The following is a 21,464-nucleotide window of genomic DNA, read 5'->3' on the forward strand; positions in this document are numbered from 1 at the left end:
CACCGATATAAACAGGTGGTTGGCGATCTTTTGTCAATGGTCTGGCAGGCTATGATTTCTTGTTATTTATCTTTATCTTTATCATTAAAGTTACCGTGTATTTTAACAGAGACGGTAGGACTCGTTACGCCTTCATAGGATGCGTTGACGGTCACATCTCCCTTAGCTATTGTAAGCAACTCATAGCTGGAACTAATCGTAGCTAACTGTGCGTCGCTTGATGTGAAAGCACTGAATGCCGTTAAGTCAGCCGTGCTGCCATCTGCATAAGTTCCGATTGCTTTAAGCTTAGCCGTTTCACCGGTTTTCAGCTTCTCTGGCAATCCAGTAATTTGTATGCTTACAGGCTTGGCAGGTACGACCTTAACTTCGAGCTGAGCGAGTTTGCCGTTGTAAGAAGCTGTCACCATAGTACTACCTGCTTTAACCGCAGTTAAGTTACCGGTGGTGTCGACAGCAGCAACCTCGGGTGCACTTGAAGTGAAGTTCACGCCAGAAATAATGTCAGCACGGGATCCATTGGTGTACAGGCCGCTCACTTGCAGCAGGGCAGATGCTCCAACTTTAAGTACACTAGGTCCATTGGCTTCAATACGGGTTAAGATGAGGTTGCTAGTGTTGTAATTATGGAATTGCATGTTAGGGTAATAAGCATTCAAAATCCGATCATACGTCCAGCCCATTCCACCCAGCATCGAGGCACCGAATTGGCTCATCCCTACGCCATGACCATTGCCCCCTCCAAAGAAGGTTACGCCTGTCGCAGCACCGTTAGCATCTCTTGTTATGTCAAAAGTAAAGAAAGCGGAGTAGAGGATGCTCGGATTTTTAAGTGTTGCACTCGGGTCATAATCCGTAGCGCCACCTTTAGCTCGATAAGCTAAAATGTCAGGTCCTCCGGTATACAATTTGTTTGGTCGAATTGTAAATCGAATATTGAACTCTTTGACGATCTTGTATGTCCCTGTACTGCCTTCCACGACAAGTTCTGTAATATTACCGCCTGCACCTCGTTTGGCAACGTACATCGTTTTGAAAGCTCCAATTCCTTCGGTTGGGATCGGCAGGCTTTGGAAAGAACCGTCTGCAACACGGGTAAGTATGAAGTTAGGGTCAGCCGTATACCTCAGACCCAAGTTGGCATTGATTGTTTTTTCTAGTTCCAGATTGGTCATCCCCACCTTCCAACGGAAATACAAGGAATCGGAGTCGTAGCCTTTGTAAGCCAGATTTTTGTAAAAGGCCCCAACGGCCGCTTCATCTTGGGTATTCATCTGGAAGAGCTTGCTGCTGTCAGTCAAATCGAAGGTGTAGCTGCCTGCTGTTAGATACGGAAGTGGAGTTCCAGGGAACTTATTCGTAATAATGTCTGACCAAACTTCATGTTTGGAAGCGCCGAACCCGCCTGAAGTTGAATAGAAGCGGGCGTCAACCAAATCTTGTCCGCTCATCATGATTTGACCAGCTGTCTCGTTGATAGCTTGCGTAGTTAATGTATTCTCTGCTGAATTGTTATACACTTGGCTTAGCGTGCTGTCATCAATATGGAAACCTTGTTCGGCGAAACGGTTGGAAGAATAATCAGTCAGCGCATACGTTCTTGCTGCCACTGCTTGCGCCTTCAGTGCCTCCAATCCAAAACTAGCAGGCATTTCACTTGGAACGACTTGATATAAGTATTCTTCCATGCCTAGTTCATTTACTACGCGCAGCTTATCATGGTCAGGGTTCAAGAATAATTCCATGACGCCTCGGTATTGTGGAGGTGTGCTTGGTGCTCTTTTAATAGAGGATATTTCTAACTTCTGCGCAGGATTGGAAGGTACTGCATAGAGTCTATTCGAGGTATTGTATAGTTCTGCACCATTCACAGTTACTTTCATTTTCCCATTGTCAGGAGCAACGGAAAGCAGGCTTCCAGCTGCAACTTCAATACTTTGACCAGCTATTTTATCCGTCAGCTGAAATCCTTGCGCCGATTTGAGATCTACTTTGGCGTGGTTCAGTTGAGTCATATCCGCAATGTTGGAAATATCAACACGAATCCCGACACGCATCACGTTCATCGGAGTTTCGCCTTGAAGGACAATCCGGGCAATTTGCCCAGCTGTATTTTTATAAACTTCCGCATTTTTCGCTCCGACCATGACATCGCTTAAGCTTTTGGTAAACCATTGTCCGCTCACATTTTGAAAGACATCTGTATGATCAGCTAAGGGAAGAGTGCCAGCGAGTTCTAACTCCAACGTATGATTGGTTAAATTTTTGGATAGGATCTTTTCCTTCAGCGGGGACAGTTCAATCGTCTCACCATAAGCAGTTGATAAAGCGCTTACAGATCCGAACGCCAAAAACATACAAAATATGAAAATAAAAGGGCGGAAAATAAATGATTTCATTTCTTTGGTTCTCTCCTTTGTGTTGCAAAATTTTGAAATAAAATTTCACTATGATATTAAATAATCTAAAGTTTTGGAATTTTATTTCAAACCCTAGTATAACTGGGAATGTTTCACATGCCCATATGTCCTAAATCCTAGAAAAGATTCGACAAAAATAGCGAAATAGGTCGGATGTAACGAAAAAAGAAGCCTAAACCCAAAGCTTTCCTTGGGCAAGGCTTGCTGTACGCATGCTAGGATATCTGAAAAAGTGCGCGATATTTCTGTGGATGCACCCCTGTGTATTTTTTAAATACGGTGCTGAAATACGTGGAATTCTCATAGCCGACCATATCGGAGACGTCTAATATTTTCAGATCGGGATCTTTTAACAGCTCTTTGGCGGCTTCCATGCGCACTTTAGTCACGTATTCTGTAACGCTTTCGCCCGTTTCCTGTTTGAAAATGAGACTGATATAGTTCGGTGACAAGTAGACTTCTTCGGACAGCCTGGCAACGGTGAGGTTTTCCATATAGCTTTTAGATATAATGTCTTTTATTTTTTGGATGGTCCGGCTGTTTTTGTTGGTTTGCTTTTGAGCGAAGTAATGCGTCAGTTGATCGAAAAGGGAGAGCATAGTGTCGCGAAGCTCGGAAGCTTCACGTTTGTTGTAAACGTCACTGAACAAGGCAGCATACTCAGGAATGATGAGATGGATATTTTCCCCAAACTCGTAGAGCGTTCTTGAGGCCATATGGATCAGCTCGATACAAATACTTTGCACATAATCGACTGGCAAATTGTGATTGGCACAAAGGGTCTCGAAAATGTTCTCAACCATACTAGACACTTCATCTTTGTTGCCTAACTTCATGAAGTTGATCAATTTGGTTTCAATTTCGTAGAGCTTAGGGTATTCGATGTTGTTTTTATTCGTTTGGAAATCGCTGATCTGCAGAATGGAATCTTTGCCGGTATAGAATTTGTACGCGATGGCGAGTTGTGCTTCCTGATAGGAGTAGTGCAGGTCGTACACTTTCTGGATTGGATTGCCGACACCTACCGAAATGGACATTTTCAGAAACGTGTTAATACAGTCAATCATTTCTTGGCAAATGGCTAGATGACGATTGTCACGCTGGGCAGCTTGATTGAAAATAATGACATATTCATTCTCGTTCATGTAAAAGGCTATGCCAGCCTGATTGCGATCAACGATTTCTTCCAAAATGTTGCCCACAGAGAAATTTAAAAGCTGTTTATGTTCTTCTGTGTACCTCTCGATCGCTTTGTCATAATCGTCAAGCTGAACCACGGCCACAACAAGATGACTGTTCATGTCCAAGGGAATCTCAAAAAAGTCCATTTTGTTCCGAGCATCTTGTTCGCTTTTGTAAATACCTTGCGTCAAGTTAGCTAGAAACTTCTCGCGCAGAACGGGCATGTTTTCGTGCAGTTGTTGCTGCAATTGCTGGCTTTTTTCCTCGCGGTTGCGTTCCATGGAAATGGAGGAGACGACTTTTCTTACGGTGTCCTGCAGTTCGGGAATTTTGATAGGTTTCAGAATATAGCCGTCAGCGTTCAAGCTTAATGCCGTTTTCGCATAATTGAAATCCTGTGCTCCGCTGATGATGATGATTCGGACAGGGTCTTCGAGCTCCTTCAATTTCATGGCCGCTTCAAGGCCATCCATCATGGGCATGCGAATATCTGTGAGCAAAATGTCCGGTTTTAATTGCCGGCAAAGCTCGAATGCTTCTTGTCCGTCGGCAGCATCAGCCACGATTTCGATGCCTAGTTCCTCCCACTGGACGACTTCCTTCAATCCTTCTCTGACATTGTATTCATCATCCGCTATGATCATCTTGAGCATTTTCATCCAACCCTTCCAGTGTTGAAACTGCCGGGAAAGTCACGGTGACCGTTAGTCCGGGACCCTCTTGTTCGCTGTAACGAATGCCCCAGCCCTCTCCGAAAACTTGTACAATCCGTTGATCCACATTGATCATGCCGAACGATTTGCCTGAACCTATGTCGCTTTGCAGCATCGCGTTGAGTTCAGACACATTCGCACCAATGCCGTTGTCGCTGATTTCGATGACAATCTGATCTTCTTGTTTGTAGGCTCTGATGGCAATGCTGCCTTTGCCGCGCCTCTTTTCAATACCGTGCAGCAGTGAATTCTCTACTAATGGCTGAAGAATGAGCTTCACTGTATAATGCCCGTACACCTCAGGCTCTACCTGAATGGAGTAGGCCAGCCGTTCTTTAAAGCGAACCTGCTGGATCGACAAGTAGCTCTCAACCTGCCTCAACTCATCTTCAATGGGGATGATGCTTCGCCCTTTACTTAAGCTGTAGCGGAAAAAGTCTGATAAAGAGGTCACCATATGGCTGATATCGGGTACATTGTTGCGCAAGGCGATCCAGTTGATGGAATCCAAGGTATTGTATAAGAAATGGGGATTAATTTGCGCCTGCAGCGCTTTTAATTCCGCTTCTTTCTTCTTGATCTCACTAACGTACAATTTATTGATCAATTCTTTGATCTGAAGTATCATTTTGTTATATTCGCTGAACAGGTAAGTAAACTCATCTTTGCGCTTATATTGAATTTGAATATCGAAGTTGCCTTCCTGCGCATAAGACATCGATTTAATAAATTTGCGAATCGGGTTCGTTATATTTCCTGATAAGAGCAAGGCGATGACAAAAGCGAGAACCATACATAGCGCCAACACCGCGTACATCACTTTCCTGAAAGAGATGAGCTTGCCGTTCAGATCGGTAATCGGAGAGACGGACACGACAGTCCAACCTAACGTGCCGATTTGACTGTAAGAGACAAGCATGGACTCTCCTTGAATCTTCTCCCCGAATGAGCCGGTTCGGTCGCGCTTGTTCATAATGCTCTGAATATAGGGAGCTGTACTGAGACTTTGGTCAAGTAAAGATAAATCAGGGCTCACAATGACGTTAGCTTTGCTGTCCATGATGAGAATGGAGCTATTCTTGGAAGGCTTAAGCTGGGCGAGTATGTCGTTAAAATCGTTAATATCCGCATCAATGGTCAGCAGCCCAACATACGGAATGATAACATTATTCAAGCCGAAAAGTCGTTTCGCTAACTTGATCGTATAAGCGGTTCCATTAGCAGATGAATGCGCATACAACCCTGCGATTGCATATTGTGCTTTCGGAGGCAGATTGGTGTACCATGCTTCCTGCTCAATTTCACTGATGGTCGACACATTTCTGGAAAAGTTGTACTGCAGGTATTCTGGCCTGTCTAGCATATACAGTTTCGGTACGAATTGGCTTTGCGGTCCGCCTGTTACATGGTAACCGTCAATGATTTTATTTAAATTCGCAAGCTCGTTAACGGTAGAGACTTGATCGGTAGGATGCTCAGCCGATAAAATCTCAATCATGTCGGGGTTCAAATAGATCGATTCTGCTACCCCGTCCATTTCTTCAAATTTCTTCAGCAAAATCGTTTCTACCATTTTGAGGTTCTTTTGTACGGAAACATTCATGTTTTCTGTAATGGTTTGGTAGGACTCATTATAAATGGTTACCGAAATAATCGATGTTGGCAGAATAACCAAAATTAAGAAGTAGAGCAATAGTCGGTACTTCAAGCTTGTCCGGGTTAGTGAAAGATAAGCGGTAACTTTCCGGAGCACGGCATTCGCCTCCTTTAGGGCCGGAACTGACCTGCTTTAACCAACATTATAAGGGGATTTATTTATGAAGAAAAGCTTTAGTTTGGGGCTGATGAAACGGCTGCTAGTCGGAATTGTCACGATTGTCCTATTCGCAATGATGGGATGCAGTTTCAAAGATACAACCGAAGATACAGAAGCTGCTACTGAAATGAAAACCAAAATTACCATGGCTGTGCAATCTTCTGAGGAAATGAAGACGATTGAAAGTTTAATTGCACAATTCAATGCAACTCATACAGGTTACTATGTGGAAGTGATCAATCTTCCCCGTGATCGATATGACCAAATGCTGAATATGCGAATGACTTCGGATGAAGGTCCTGATGTCTTTCAAATCGGAACGGGATGGTTAACGCCATATATCTATAAGAACTGGTTGTTGGATTTATCAGAATATGTCTCCAAGCAGGATCTGCAGGCATTTCCAGCATGGGCTTTGGATTTTACGAAGCAAAACGATCACTTCTATGCGATTCCATCGGGTATGACGACTTTACGGCTTATTTATAATAAAGAGTTGTTGACGAGAGCCGGCTATAAACCAGAGAATCCCCCAACAACTCTGGAGGAGTTGAAAGCTTATGCGAATAAGATCTCCCAAGCAGGTACCGGCTACCAAAAATACGGCTTCGCGCTCCCTGCGGGTGAGGATTGGGCAGGGTTCCAACAGGCTCTAGAAATAGCCAACACCTATAGTGGCATTAATTATTATGATTTTGCTAAGGGGAAATACGACTTCTCGGTGTATAAGACGTGGTTCCAAACGATGTTGGATATGAAGCAGCAAGGCGGCTTATTTCCAGGGGAAACGTCGCTCAAGAGCGATACTGCTTTAACACAATTCGCAGAAGGCAATATCGGAATGATGTATGTCACCAACCGTGATTTTGTCACGCTGAGCCGCATGAAGTCGTTGCCCTTTGCTTGGGGACTTGCTATGCCGCCACTGCGTGCACCTGCTGATTCGGGCAAGGGCGCTTTGATGATTTATCCCGAATCGCCGTTCGCCATTAATGCCTATACCAAGCATAAACAAGAGGCGGTGGAGCTGTGGAAATTTCTACATTCCGCTGAATATTTAGGAGCATTGTACAAGCAGGGGGGCGCGATACCAACCCTAGAAGGGATTACGAATGATCCGCAATATCGACCGTTGCAGTCGCAGTTTGATACCTTTCTTCCCAATGAGAAAGAATCACCTTATCCGAAAGAACCCAAATTTATTTTGCAAAATATTCAGACCCCGTTTTCACCGAAAAATGTAGGAGACACGTCGCGCATGAAGGCTTATCGAGATATTATGCAGGGGCTTCAGACACCCGCTGACATACTCAATAACCTGACCATGCAGTATAACAGCTCGCTCGACGATGCCGTTCTCAGAAATCTCATCAACTACAATGATTATGTGAAACCACAGTTTGACCCTCGAAATCCATTAAAGGAAAAGCAATAGATTTTTGAAGGTTGTCATAGATTATTTTATTCAGTTCCGCAATCGAAGCGTCTACAATGGGGACAGAAAGCAATTATTCTATCGCTCAACCACTAAGGAGGGTTTTACATGCAAGTCAGAACAAAGAAAATCGGGACAACGCTTCTCGCTTCATTAACGGTTTTATCCATGGCACTTGTGGGATGCGGCAAAACCGAGCCTGCAAGTACGAGTCCATCACAGAATGCTCAGGCATCGTCATCACCAGTAGCAAGCAGCCAACCGGCATTGGAACCCGTTGAATTATCCATTTATTACCCGGGAACGGAGCAGAAGGATAAGGCAGCGGTGGAAGCGGAATTAAACAAACTTCTCAAAGACAAGATCAATGCGACTGTCAAGATCAATGCGGTTGACTGGGGGAATTGGGCCCAGAAAATCAATCTGATGTCAGCTTCAGGGGAGCCTTTCGATCTCCTATTCACAGCAGGTTGGGACAACTTCAGTGGTAACGTCGCAAAGGGAGCATTTCTTGAGCTGAGTCCGTTGCTCGATAAATTTGCGAAAGAGACCAAAAGCCAGATGAATCCGCTTCTTTTGTCAGGAACAGCAGTGGGTGGGAAGCTTTATGCGATTCCAGTAGAGAAAGAGATGGCAAGTGAGTTCGGTATTGTGTTGAATAAAGAGTTGGTAGATAAATATAAGTTCGATATTAGCACAATTAAATCGTATGCAGATTTGGATCCGATGCTGAAAACGATTAAGGAAAAAGAGCCGAACGTTACGCCTTTCTGGGGCGGCAAAAACAACGTATCCTTAATTCCGTTCGAACAAATCGGTAACGGGTCAGTACCAGGTGCGATCAAAATGGATGGAACCACGAAAGTTGTTAACCAGTGGGAAACTCCTGAAATGCAGCAAACGTTGAAATTGATGAAAGAATGGAGTCAAAAAGGATACTTCCAGAAGGATCCTGCTACACAGAAAGACGCAGGACCATCGAACAAGGCAGGTACGACTTTTGCTCAGTGGCAACAGCTGACACCAGGTAAGGATGCTGTACTCAGCCAACAATGGGGCCATCCGATGGTGCAAGTGGAGCTAACGCAGCCTTACACCTCCAGTGGCGATCTGAGCGGTGCGATGACAGCGATCTCCCGCACATCCAAAAATGCGGATCGCGCGATGATGCTGATTAATTTGATGCATACGGATGAGAAGATTCTCAATACGCTTGTATTTGGTGTAGAGGGCAAACACTTTGTGAAGAAGAGTGGGAATATCATTTCCGTACCTGAGGGCATGAAAGCGGGTCAGACGGGTTACTCCCCAGGCAATAACTACATGTTTGGCAAGCAATTCATCAACTATCTGTGGGATAATGAAGATCCGCAAAAGTGGGAGAAGTATAAGAAATTCAATGAGTCGGCAAAGCCTTCCAAAATCGTAGGTTTCAGTTACAACGCAGAGCCAGTGAAAAATGAAGAAGCGGCCATCGTTAACATTTACAATGCGTACATCGACGGTTTAAGTACGGGCGTTTTAGATTATGAGAAGGAGCTTCCTGTATTTATTGATAAAATGAAGAAGGCAGGTCTGGACAAAATTATTGCAGAGAAACAGAAGCAACTTGATGAATTTTTGAGTACAAAAAAATAAAGAATTGAAGGAAACGCTGGCGATCGCTACGATTGCTGGCGTTTTTTTGCGTTGGCCGGCATTTCTACAAGTGAATAGAAATTTTAATGTTACCTGAGATAATTTTATTCAGCAAATTCAGGTGCTCTTTTACAATAGAAGAAACTTAGAAAAAGAGGAGTGGACCCCATGATTCGACGCACAGGATTTCCTTACAACATTGTCAAACACCGAGCTTTGTTCCTGATGCTGCTGTTACCGCTATTGGTTCTAGTTTTCAATAATTACATTCCCATGTTTGGCGTGATCGTCGCTTTCAAAAACTATAACTTCGTTGATGGTATCATGCGAAGCCCTTGGGAGGGGTTTGGCAATTTCAAGTATTTATTCCAGACGGAGGACGCTTGGGTGGCAACGCGAAACACGGTGCTTTACAATGCGTTGTTTATTGTTCTGAATACGGTAGTTGCGATTTTCCTGGCGATTGCGCTGAATGAGTTGAGAAGTAGAAAACTGACCAAATTCTTTCAAAGCAGCTTGCTGTTTCCGTACTTTTTATCTTTTGTCGTAGTCAGTTATCTGGCTTACGCCTTTCTAGGCGGGTATGGGTATATCAATAAAGCGATCCTTGAACCGCTCGGTTATTCAGAAATTTCTTGGTATACAGAGTCGAAGTATTGGACCGTCATCCTGCCATTGGTCAATCTTTGGAAAAATATCGGGTACAGCATGGTGGTTTATTTGGCGGCCATCGTCGGGATCGACCAGGAATATTATGAAGCGGCCGTCATTGACGGAGCATCCAAGTGGCAGCAAATCCGGAAGATTACGATCCCCTTGATGTCCCCAGTCATCATTGTCCTGGTCATCCTGCAGATCGGAAGAATCTTCAATGCAGACTTTGGCTTATTTTATCAAGTGCCACTGAATACAGGCGCATTATACGATACAACGAATGTCATTGATACGTTTGTCTACCGTTCCTTGCTCGTCAGCGGAAATGTGGGCATGTCGGCAGCTGCTGGGTTGTATCAGGCGGTGGTAGGGATTGTCCTTGTGCTCCTGACGAACTTTGTCGTGCGTAAAGTAAGCAAGGAAAATGCTTTGTTCTAGGAGGAAACAGACATGGAGACACACATGGATACACGTATAGAAACGCAAAAACACGAGGTAATGCAGCATGCGAAGGTGGACACGCACAGCTACAGCAATCGTATTTCGCTGCAAGCCAATGCGCTGCTGGTTATCATGTTCACACTGCTCAGTATTGCCTGCTTATATCCGCTGCTGCTGGTCATTTCGGTTTCGTTTACGGACGAGCAAACGATCTTAACGCACGGATACAATATATTTCCGAAGGTGTTTTCCTTAGATTCGTATCGGTATTTATTCCAGGATGCGGATAAAATATGGCGGGGTTACGGTGTCACAATAGCAGTCACCGTAGTTGGGACTATTGGCAGTATACTCTTGACGGCATTGATTGCGTTTCCCATTTCCCGCCAAGATATGCCTTATCGAAACTTTCTAGCCTTTGCTGTCTTCTTCACGATGCTCTTCAGTGGGGGACTTGTTCCCTGGTATTTGACCTATTCCATGGCTGGGATGAAGAACACCCTGTGGGCACTGATTATTCCGCATTTGGTTGCTCCGTTTAATGTCATCATTATGCGAACCTTCTTCGCGAATACGATTCCAGTCTCCTTGATCGAATCGGCAAAAATTGATGGCGCCGGCGAGTTGCGGATTTTCGCTCGGATCGTTTTCCCGCTTTCGCTGCCTGTCATGGCGACGATCGGACTGTTCCAGACATTGAGTTATTGGAATGATTGGTTCACGAGCTCGGTATTCATCAGCAACAACAATCTCGTAAGTTTGCAGTACTTGATGTATAAGGTCATTTACAATATCCAGTATTTGAATTCAGGTTTGGTCGATGCAACGGTAGCAGGGAATGCGGCTGCATCGATCCCGACGGAAACGGTACGGATGGCGATGGCGATTGTTGGGGTGGGACCTATCATTTTCGTGTATCCGTTCCTGCAGAAATATTTCGTAAAAGGCTTGACCGTAGGTGCAGTGAAAGGATAGGACAACTAGGTAAGTAAAAAATTCAGGATGGTGAACGAGTATGACGGGTTTAGTAGAGAAATATGCCTTCGATCTTCGCAAAAGTGTGGCTCCTCCTAATCATATCGGGATCACCAGTTTATATAGTGTAACGGCTCCGCAGTATGGCACAGTTACAGGTGTCAAAGGATTCTTTTCCCCGCCATATGCGGCGAGTGAGCTGCTCTTGCAGCTGCAGTTTTTGGCTGACGGCATGCCCGTCGAGGATACGGGCAACTTGGGCAAGGAGGACTGTGGCTTGCTCTTTGCCGGAGCGGTATGGCAGCCAGATCGTATACGTCGTCGTGGAACGTATCATTGGTTAAAAGCAGGGAAGATGTACTCCCTGAATGTGAGCAGTGACCTCGTGCCGTTGACGGGGCGAGCTGGCTTTGTCCTCACAGTTCGGGTGACGAACCGAAGTGGAAGGGGAATTCCACTTTCGATTGTTCCACAGTTGAACCCTGGGCTTGTGAATCATGTGCCGCTTAGTGAGTGGGGGTTTTGTCCACCTCGAGGCGGCGTGACTGCGACTAGCATGGATTACCATATATGGGAAACGGATGCCGTTCGTGTAACGATGCTTCATGAACAGCTTTCAGCCGATTTGGAGCAAGGGGAGGAAGCAGTTTTCCGCCTAGCCGTTGTATTTACGCCAGCTGGAAGCGGTGTTGCGATGCCGGCGAGTCTAGCCGATTGGGAGAATGAAACAACGGATAGCTGGACGAAGCGCCTTGCGCATGCGGAAGCAGCTGTCCCGCAGCTGCAGAGCGACATCCCTGGTCTTGAAGCTTATTATCGGCGGTCGCTGATCAGCGGTCTTATCTGCATGTGGGAGCATCCCGACTTTAAGATTCAACCGTTTCTGGCTGTCTCGGGGATCGATGGCGGCGGTATCAGCTGCTACCCATGGGATACGGCAGGCTATGTTGGGCAGACGCTCACGATGCTGCTCGGTCCTGAGAAGTCAGCTGACTTTTTGACATTCATGTTCGAAGGCGGCATCGATCGGCATATCTGTTTCTTCCCCGATGGAACGGGGGATCAGCCTTTCCCTTATTCCTATAGCTTATGGTCATTTTTCCATTTTGCATGGTCGACGTTCTGCCAGCATGGCGCTGTGAAAGAGATATATCCGATGCTGGAGCGCATTCTGGAAGTAGATGAAGAACGGCTGATGCATCAGGGAGAATTGCTCGATTATGGCAATCATCATCACCTGCTGGAAATGCGCAGCAGCGGTTTCGAGCATGCGGTTGCCAGTCCGAATGCAGAACGGGCTTGGTGCTATGATCGCATGGCTGAGCTGGCGAATCATTTCGGAATCGATGGAGCCTCTGAATGGAGGGAGAAGGCGGCAAGTATCCGGAAGGCGATTCAAGAGCAGCTGTGGGATCCGTCGGCTGAATGGTTCGCCAGCCTATATCCCGATGGGCATAAGGAGTATATTTATTCGATTCAGTACTATGACTCCCTTCGCATGGGCGCCTGCACGCCAGAGATGGAGAAAGCGCTGCTGTCTCATTTGCGCGATGGCGCGTTCCTAGGGGAATATGGGGTATCCAGCATATCCGCAGAAGATCAACTACACTACGAGTTGAACGATCCAGATTGGTCGGGTGGCGGCAGCTTTGCCGGAGAAGGTCCTATTCTGGCACAAACGCTGTGGGAAATCGGGCAGCCGGAGCTGGCGTGGGATGTGATGAAGCGTCATATCTGGATGGGCAAGCATTTGCCGTATTTTCCGCAGGAGCATTATTGCGATCGTCCGCAGACGCCGGCGCATAAGCGGGCGAATAACATTGCGGGCATGGCTGGGGCACAGGCGCTCATCATGGGCTTAGCGGGTATCCGTCCGCAGTTGGATGGCAGTCTACTGGTACATCCGCAGCCTCCGGCTGAAGGACGTGTATCCGTAACCGGATACCAGCATCGTGGGAAATGCATCGATGTGCACGTGGAACCTGGTTATTGCCGCATCCTATGCGATGGCATTGACATTTATAGCGGAGTCCCATCGCTACAAAGAATAGTGTAAGTACACATCCCTATAATCGATAGATTTTCGAAAGTTGTCATAGATAATTTCATTCCGTTTAAAGCCGTAATCGCTAAAATTAAAAGGGAAGGGGGGAAGTAACGGGTTATTAGATTGGAAAAAAAGAATAGGGAGGATACGTCTTATGAGTCGAAAGATGTTGCGAAACACATGGTATTTCATGCTTTCCATGCTCATTCTGTTATCTTGCTTTCCAGTACTGCCAGCACGAGCTGAGGCTGCGCCTGAGGTCTATGATCTCACGATCTCGAACACGGATCAGCAAACGGTTAAAGGCTGGGGCGTATTTCCGTCCTGGAACCGTGCAGATTGGAATCGTAATTTCATGGACCGAACTGCCGCACAGAATGCTTTGCTGCAGGATTTAGGCGTAAGCATGTTCCGCATAATGATCCCACCTCTTGCAGGGGATGCGGATGGCAATCTGATTGATGCTAAAATGCAAGAAATCTCCGATCTGGTCCAAGTATCCGAAAGTAAAGGCGTTCATGAGTACATCATCTCTGTTTGGTCGCCTCCCGTAGGAATGAAAACGCTGCCAACCGTGAACGGATGGACAGGTTCAGAGCATGTAAGGCTGCGACCTGACAAAGAAGAAGCGTATACGAGTTACTTGGTCAGCGCCATTCAATGGCTTGTGGCGAAAGGAGCGAGTGTCCCGAAAGCTTTAAGCTTTCAAAATGAACCACTTTCGCAAATTATCAGCGAGTGGTGTTATTGGGGAGGAGACAATGGGCAGCAGTATCAACGTGTGACTAAGTTGCTGCGTGCCAAATTAGATACGGCTGGTTACACTGGCATTCAAATTTTAGCGCCGGAAGGTGCCACCTATCATGAAAATGAGCTTCTGCTGGGGCAGGGACTTTCCGCTTTACAAACGGATCCGGCATTGAATCATGCGATTGGCGGACTGACTTCACATAGTTATTTCTCCAAAGGGTATGACACGACGGATGTGTATCAAAAGTATAAGGATGCGCTGGATAACTTTCCTGAAAAAGACAGATGGCAAACCGAGTACAGTACACTCATAGCTGGCGTTTCCGATATGGATATGGCGATCAATGCATCACAGCGTTTGGCCAGCGATATGGCGTTTATCCAAAATAACTACTGGTTTTGGTGGTTGGGTTGGGCAAATGGCAGACATCCTTCAGATGTCGGAGAAGTACTGCTTGACGGAGATGGATATACCGTAACGAAATCGAAGACCTTCTATATGTTAAGCAAAATTTTCAATAACGTACCTGTTGGTTCTAAAGTGAGACACATGACTGGTGACGCCGCTTCGGGAATCACGACCTCCGACTCGCTCTGGATGGATTCCGTCGCATTCGTAAATGGCAACAAAACGGTAGCTCTAGTCGTGAATTCAACAGACAAACCGAAGACGGTGAATGTCAAAGGGTTGACCGGATCAACTGCAAGCATCTACCAGTTAACGTCTAGTGTAGGGTTAGGTCAGGATATGCTGCTTGCGGGCTTGCGGAACATCCATGGTGGAACGGCATCTACGATCGGCCTGCCAGCGAAGAGCATTTCCGTCATTATCACTTCGGATTCCGATACAGCGCCGCCTCAGGTGACATTTGACCAGTCGAATAGTTCTTCCACACCGAATGCGGCTTATGCCGTCAGAAATCCGCAATTTACGGTTTCCGGTCATTTGGACGAAGCGGGTACCCTGCAGATCAATGGGGAAGCGGTCACGGTTGGAAGTGATTTGAGCTTCAGCAAGCTGATCAATTTGCAACCGGGCAATAATACTATTTCCGCCATTGCCACAGATACTTTGGGTAATGCAGGCAATCCTGCACAATTGCTCATTCGGCATGATCCGTCTTATTTAGGATTAACGGTAGATCAGAGCGCTTTGCAGTATGTGAATCAAAGCGGCTACACCGTTTCGGGGACAACGAACGGCAATGCCACAGTGAAAATCAACCAACAGCATCAAGGCACAACGGTCAGTGAAGGTACATACAGCGTTGTCGTGGAACCGAACAATCATCAAATAGGAGATACGATTAAAGCCGTCTTTAATGATAGTTTTGTCTCAGCAGGCGTTCTGGGAAGCACCCAAGGCGGCTTTACGATTAACGCGCAGCAAGTGATTGATCCTAGCACCATTTTGCTGCCTGCCGAAGGAACGAAATCGATGAGATTAAAGCTGACGGGTGGCGTAGATCTCGCGCGGCTTGGCATTAACTTCCTCAATGCTTCTTCCAAATCAGAGTTGAGGGATTTCTCAGGCTTGCAAAGTACCGCTGGACTGCAATTCTGGGTATACACCAAGAAGCAAGTAGATAGCTTCTCTGTTGTGCTGGACTCGGATAATAATGGAATAGGGGTTGAAGCGCGACTTCCACTGTCCAACTATTTAACTACTGCTGATTATGGCAACAAATGGGTGAAGGTCACGGTTCCATTTAGCGACTTCACGACAAGTGGTGTCTATTATGACGCTGCCACGGGGCAACCAACGACGGTGCCTTTCCTATGGAATAAGGTGAAAGGTGTTGGCTTTTCCAGCTCGACAATCGCAAGCGGGTATTACGATCCTTACGTGGATGATATTCGCATTGTGTATACGAGTGTACCTTCCTCCTCCTCAGGCTTGCCATATTTCAATACGGTATTGAACTTAAGGGAAGGGGAAAACACTGTTACAGCTTCAGCCTACAATGACTTAGGACAGCAAGCTGTGCCGACAACAATTCGTGTCATGTACGATTCCATTGCACCTGTCATTACGGTACCAACGGCAGGTTCGACTACCAATACTAGCTTCGTTTTAAAAGGGAGTATCAGTGAAGCAGCTACGCTGAAAATTAACGGGGTATTGACGAATTTGGCGGCTGATAACACGTTTACTGCCGTGGTCCCTGTAAGCAAAGGATTGAATGCCATTACCGTAATTGCTGTGGATCCTGCTGGAAATCAATCACAAGCCATTGTCAATGTGGATTGCAATCCTGTCGTAGATGGTTCATTAACGCCTGGGGTTACTACTGCTAATCGCGCATCAGGCGTTCCTGCAATTGATGGAGATTTAACAGAAGCAGGCTGGATCATTAACAATAACGTGAGCAAAATGATTACCGGCACATCGGATAACAATCTTACATTTGGAACGATGTGGGATGAAACCAACTTCTATGTTGGGGTCAAGGTACTCGATGCCAACTTAATCAATGATTCTGAGGCAGCGAAAACGTATCAGGATGATTCGGTCGAAATTTATATCGACGGCGACAACAGCCGAAGCACGCAATACGGGATAGACGATCATCAATTCACGCTCGGTTGGCATGATCAATTTCTCTCGGCTGGCGCGGGGATTCCTGGGGTAACTTTTGCACAAAAAGATATCGATGGCGGCTTCACTGTAGAAATGGCAATTCCGTGGACCGGGGTCGGCATTACACCACCGAAGGTAGGCTCTGTCATTGGCTTCGATGTGGGATATAACGATGATGACGGCCACAATGCCGGATCCCGAGAAAGCCAAACCATGTGGCGAGGAAACGGGAATAACTGGCAGAGCACAGCCGCATTCGGCAGCCTTTATTTAAATGACACGAAGAATGTCACGGTTGCGCTTGATCCTTCTGGTGCTTTGACCATAGACGGAAGCCTTGATGAACCTTATTGGGCGCTGAGAAGTAATGCGGTGAAAGCCATCACAGGATCATCAAATAATAGCGTTAGATTCGGTGCATTAGGGGATACGCAAAACCTGTATGTAGGCGTTGAGGTGCTGGATCCAAGCTTGAAAAATGATTCAGCGCAAGCGTATCAGGATGATTCCGTTGAAATTTATATCGATGCGGACCATAATCAAAGCACATCTTATGATGGGAAGGATCATCAAATTACATTGGGCTGGCATGATAATCAGCTTTCGATCATAGGCGATATTCCGGGCATTCAATTTGCACAAAAGGATACTGCCGGAGGCTACACGGTGGAGTTGGCAATTCCATGGTCGGGGCTGAACGTCACGCCTGCTCGCGATATTTCGTTAGGGTTCGATGTTGGAAACAATGACGATGACGGGCAAAACGGAGGAAATCGCGAAAGCCAGCTCATGTGGAATGGAACGGGAGATAACTGGCGGAATACGTCAGCTTTCGGACACCTCCTCTTGCACAACTTGAGCCTTCCACTGCCGCAAACGACTGAACCAGAACCGGAGGGACTGGAAGAATTTACAGACAATAACGCAGACTTGACAAAGGTATTTGCGAAAACACCTAAGATTGTATTATCAAGTGGACATCCGGAAAATTTCTCGGGAGATGCCGATCGGTTTGCCCACAATATCGACAATCCCACGAGTCCAGAATACGTCGTGTATAAGTCACCGTATGGCGATATCTATTCCTTTGACATCGCGACGGGTTTGTTCAATGGGACACCGGCATTCTCAATTTACGGTTCCGCAGATGGCGTTACCTTTACGAAGGTCACCCCGAAATCAACATTGACAGGCGGGGCGAACGGCTACTCCGTGTTCAGCAATACGTCCAATAAGCTCGGTACGGGAGTCAAATATCTCAAGATTGAGTTCCCTGGCAAGGAAAATTGGAAAGAGCAGTTATTGAATGTCAGCTTTAAGTATGCGGGGGAGCCAGAGGGCCCACCTGAAGATGCGATTAAAGCCACATTCACGGACGAGGCTGCCAATGTATCTAAGCTGTATGCCAAATCTGGACATATTGGGACTGCCAGCAGTCAGCCGGAGAAATACGGTAACGATAGCACCCGGCTCATTCACACGAATGACGATGCCATTAATCCGGAATATATCATTTACAAGTCACCTGATGGCGATATCTATTCGTTCGACATCTTGGTGAGTGCGTTTTACAATTTGCCGGCAACAAGCCAATTTGCGGTGTACGGTTCAACGAATGGCATTAGTTTTACCAAAATACCTGCTAGTTCAACGATGATCAGCTCAGCGTCGGGTTTTAATACACTTAATGTCAAAGCAGATAGCATGCCAAGAGGGTACAGGTATTTGAAGGTTGAATTCCCATACGGTACGGTAAATGACGATAACTGGACCAGCAGCATCAATAAAGTTTCTTTCGTGTATGGTGTTACGGAGCAGGTACTTCCTGAACTTGATGTTGTACATGTGACAGCGGACAAAACATTGTTGAAACCCGAAGAAACGGCTGTTTTAACGGTCAGCGGCCTCATGGACGACGGCTCACAAGCTGATTTAAGCGAGGCACAAATCGTATTCACAAGCGAGAATGAACTAGTGGTAAATGTGGATGAAAATGGTAGATTGAACGCGGTTGGGGAAGGCGTGGCTGCGGTAAAAGCATCGGTATCCTTACGGGGAGCAACGAAAGAGGACACGGTTCAAATCACAGTGGACAACACGGCACCTGTAACCTCGGCTGAAGTGGAACCAATCTCAAGTAACGGTTGGTACAATTCCGATGTTATGTTATCGATTAGTGCCACCGATACCCTCGCGGGTATTGAAAAAACGGAATACAGGATCGGAGAAAGCGGCGGTTGGATTCCTTATTTGTCGCCATTTTCCTTGACTGTTGAAGGGGTCACTACGATTCAGTACCGTTCTACTGATAAGGCAGGGCATATCGAGGATATCAAGCAGCTTGCTGTACAAATTGATAAATCGCTGCCATTGTATCAACTCATGGTAAGTGGAGGCGCCTTGAATGAGGGAGGCACCTTTGATGATAGCCAGCCTCTTACCTTCAAGGCTTGGGATAGCTTATCTGGTTTAACTACAGCCCAGATAACAATCGATGGGTCGGTTCTTGCGCTGGACCTCCACGCACAGTCAAGTTTGGTCATTGACATGGCGGGCAAAGTTGGGAATCATACAACTACAATTATCGCGGAGGATACGGCCGGCAACAAGCTGGAGAAAACGTTCTTGTTCTCGGTGACTACAAGTATTCCAGTCATGGCGAATTTTATCGACCGTTATAAGCAAGCGGGTGAGCTGGGAGGGTCGGTGGTTAAGCAATTAACCAACGCCCTTGATCAGTCGCAGCATCAGTTAGATAAAGGAAGCTCAGATAAAGCCGCCAAACATATGCAGGACTTCGTAAAGCATCTTAACAAGGAGGCCATTGGAGCTAATTTGAGTGCTAGAGCGAAAGCCATACTACTCGCGGATGCCAATGCGTTGATTGCGCAGTGGTCGGGAGGAACTCAGTAAGTGCTTATCTCCTTTAATTTATTTGCATCATGGTCAAAAATGCTAAAAAACACTTATTTTTGGGGGAATGGCTAAATTTAGATGAATTGGTGCGAAAGTGCAACCTTTTGGGCCGTATGGTGGCAAAATGAGAAGTAGCAGCAGAAATAGTTGCACATTCGCAAGCATTTTAAATAGCGAAGTTAATTGAATAAAAAAAGATGCACTTTGGCATCTTTCATAATGACATTCAGAGGGTCCCGCCACTTACATGGCTTAGGACTCCTCTTTTTTTTGATTTCCTTGGTGCAATCATTTTGCACGATTGGTCGATTCAACGCCTTTGCTTACAGCCGTCACTTCCAATTTGTCATTGTAAGCAATTGCGTACCAAGGCTCACCAGCGGACTCCGCATTTACCTGAATGTCAATTTCCCATGGCGCCTCATAACTGACGCCAAGCAGCTGATTGCCTTGGTAAATCGCGATGGCAAACGGGGGTTCACCCTGATCATTTTCAAGTTTAGGGTAAACGAGAACGGTTTGTTTCCCAGTTGGGAGGGATGGTCCTAAGACAGGCGTATAGCGGTATTGTATGGGATCCACACCCGGCTCGACCTTGCTCAAAAACCAATCGGATGCAATCAATCGCTGATAGTACCCGTCCATGAAAGGATTTTCGCCGATATCGTACACATAGGTTCCGTTTGTTCGAACGGCCTGAGCTCGGCTGAAGTTAAAGTAGGTGATCGCTTTTACTTGGGGAAATAGGCGCGGCAGCAGGCCGTACATGTACCCCATCTGGTCTTCTGCCCAGCCCCAGTAAGCTTGGTTCGTAGGCAAGTAGGTGTGAGCGACAGCTCCCTCTGAAATCATAATAGGCTTATGGCTATAGCGACTGTAAAGGGGAGCGAAGGTATCGATCACGGTGCTCTTGAGTTGCTCTTTTCCAGACGAGTAGGGAGTGCTGTATAAGGAGAAACCAACCCAATCTACGTAGGCATCCCCTGGATAGTAAGTATCAATGGTATCGGGCGGCCAAAAATTAGGCGACCACACCATCGCGACGTTAGGCGCTTCTTCGGCCATGATGTCGTGAATCAGGCGGAATTTCTCTATATATTTCTGAGGTTCACCGTGCCACGGCACCCATTCACCGTTCATCTCCGACGCATAGCGCAGGAAGATAGGAATGCCAGAGGCCTTGGCCTCTCTTGCAAAACGGCGGACATATTCATCATCCTGAACGTCGTCTAAGCCAAAGCGCGGCTCCCAACCGATCTGGAGCGCACCGCCAAGCTCCTTGACTCTTTCCGCAGTCCGTGCGGGGAAATACGTATTGGTGTCGGTCTGCACTTTCCGCCAACCGACATAAGACAAGTAAAGCGCATGTTTGCGGCCGTAAACCTCTTCGATCTTCGTAACATCGTAGCCGACTCTGCGATCTGCGCCCAGCATACCGATATAAACACCAGATGCAGGCTCATGTTTGGCTAAGGCAACTGGTACAGGTGTTGTAACTTGCTCTGCCTTTAAAGGCGAACGAATATAGAGCTCTATCTTCGCTGAAGGAGTTGAAACGCTAGGCAAACTAGCGGTAACCGAAGGCAGCCCAGCTGAATAGACAGCGATTCGATCCCGATAGGCAGCTGCCGCTTCAGGTTGTCCCGCTTGCATGGCTTTTTTCTCTTGATTGCTCCAAAAAGTAGCAATATCCGGCTGTTTAGGCTTTGCAGGAGAGGGAATAACCGTGGGTTGAGGCAGCAAAGTAGCAGAATCAGTTTGCTTTCGCTCGAACTCTACTACATTAACATCTATAGTTAATAATGTAATGGCCACGAAACCCGCCAAACCGAGAAGGGATCCGAATGTCCAGACGATTTTTTTTTGCACGGTGCAGGTTCCTCTCACAAGGGATTC

10 protein-coding genes are annotated in these 21,464 nt (G+C 46.5%); 6 read left to right on the forward strand and 4 right to left on the reverse strand.

Annotated features, from left to right (window positions below; translation table 11 throughout):
- Positions 1–62: 62 nt before the first annotated feature.
- The 3 genes from AC58QO_RS01215 to AC58QO_RS01225 all read right to left on the reverse strand — a co-directional run bounded on the left by AC58QO_RS01215 (position 63) and on the right by AC58QO_RS01225 (position 6,068).
- Entirely contained in the window at positions 63–2,399 is a 2,337-nt protein-coding gene (locus tag AC58QO_RS01215) for a SpoIID/LytB domain-containing protein (RefSeq protein ID WP_497263295.1), read from the reverse strand.
- A gap of 236 nt (positions 2,400–2,635) precedes the next feature.
- Entirely contained in the window at positions 2,636–4,261 is a 1,626-nt protein-coding gene (locus tag AC58QO_RS01220) for a response regulator (protein WP_497263297.1), read from the reverse strand.
- Positions 4,230–6,068, reverse strand: a complete 1,839-nt coding sequence (locus tag AC58QO_RS01225; RefSeq protein ID WP_497263299.1) for a cache domain-containing sensor histidine kinase — start codon at positions 6,066–6,068, stop codon at positions 4,230–4,232. Before AC58QO_RS01225 ends, AC58QO_RS01220 begins: the two co-directional genes overlap by 32 nt.
- A gap of 64 nt (positions 6,069–6,132) precedes the next feature.
- Between AC58QO_RS01225 and AC58QO_RS01230 the strand changes: the two genes are divergently transcribed.
- The 6 genes from AC58QO_RS01230 (at position 6,133) to AC58QO_RS01255 (ending at position 19,565) form a co-directional block, all read left to right on the forward strand.
- On the forward strand, positions 6,133–7,566 hold the full coding sequence (locus tag AC58QO_RS01230; RefSeq protein WP_497263300.1) for an ABC transporter substrate-binding protein: 1,434 nt from the start codon (positions 6,133–6,135) through the stop codon (positions 7,564–7,566).
- Positions 7,567–7,674: 108 nt separating this feature from the next.
- The gene (locus AC58QO_RS01235) at positions 7,675–9,204 is read left to right on the forward strand and encodes an ABC transporter substrate-binding protein (protein ID WP_497263302.1); all 1,530 of its coding nucleotides are present in this window, start codon (positions 7,675–7,677) and stop codon (positions 9,202–9,204) included.
- Positions 9,205–9,372: 168 nt separating this feature from the next.
- A complete protein-coding gene (locus tag AC58QO_RS01240; RefSeq protein WP_497263304.1) occupies positions 9,373–10,296 on the forward strand; it encodes an ABC transporter permease in 924 nt (307 codons plus the stop codon).
- Positions 10,297–10,308: 12 nt separating this feature from the next.
- Entirely contained in the window at positions 10,309–11,274 is a 966-nt protein-coding gene (locus AC58QO_RS01245) for a carbohydrate ABC transporter permease (RefSeq protein ID WP_497263306.1), read from the forward strand.
- Positions 11,275–11,314: 40 nt separating this feature from the next.
- Positions 11,315–13,330 carry an MGH1-like glycoside hydrolase domain-containing protein gene (locus tag AC58QO_RS01250; protein WP_497263308.1) on the forward strand — a complete coding sequence of 672 codons (2,016 nt, stop codon included), beginning with the start codon at positions 11,315–11,317 and terminating at the stop codon, positions 13,328–13,330.
- A gap of 145 nt (positions 13,331–13,475) precedes the next feature.
- On the forward strand, positions 13,476–19,565 hold the full coding sequence (locus AC58QO_RS01255; protein WP_497263310.1) for a sugar-binding protein: 6,090 nt from the start codon (positions 13,476–13,478) through the stop codon (positions 19,563–19,565).
- A gap of 291 nt (positions 19,566–19,856) precedes the next feature.
- Here the strand turns inward: AC58QO_RS01255 and AC58QO_RS01260 are convergent, their stop codons facing one another.
- Positions 19,857–21,437, reverse strand: coding sequence for a glycoside hydrolase family 26 protein (locus AC58QO_RS01260; RefSeq protein WP_497263312.1), 1,581 nt, complete (start codon positions 21,435–21,437; stop codon positions 19,857–19,859).
- Between the last annotated feature and the right edge of the window lie 27 nt (positions 21,438–21,464).

Source organism: Paenibacillus sp. J31R30, assembly GCF_059692115.1.

What these genes read in the sequence shown, in the direction of transcription:
- AC58QO_RS01215 (WP_497263295.1), bottom strand. Translation starts at nt 2,399, where the DNA reads ATGAAATCATTTATTTTCCGCCCTTTTATTTTCATATTTTGTATGTTT.
- AC58QO_RS01220 (WP_497263297.1), bottom strand. Translation starts at nt 4,261, where the DNA reads ATGAAAATGCTCAAGATGATCATAGCGGATGATGAATACAATGTCAGA.
- AC58QO_RS01230 (WP_497263300.1), top strand. Translation starts at nt 6,133, where the DNA reads ATGAAGAAAAGCTTTAGTTTGGGGCTGATGAAACGGCTGCTAGTCGGA.
- AC58QO_RS01235 (WP_497263302.1), top strand. Translation starts at nt 7,675, where the DNA reads ATGCAAGTCAGAACAAAGAAAATCGGGACAACGCTTCTCGCTTCATTA.
- AC58QO_RS01240 (WP_497263304.1), top strand. Translation starts at nt 9,373, where the DNA reads ATGATTCGACGCACAGGATTTCCTTACAACATTGTCAAACACCGAGCT.
- AC58QO_RS01245 (WP_497263306.1), top strand. Translation starts at nt 10,309, where the DNA reads ATGGAGACACACATGGATACACGTATAGAAACGCAAAAACACGAGGTA.
- AC58QO_RS01250 (WP_497263308.1), top strand. Translation starts at nt 11,315, where the DNA reads ATGACGGGTTTAGTAGAGAAATATGCCTTCGATCTTCGCAAAAGTGTG.
- AC58QO_RS01255 (WP_497263310.1), top strand. Translation starts at nt 13,476, where the DNA reads ATGAGTCGAAAGATGTTGCGAAACACATGGTATTTCATGCTTTCCATG.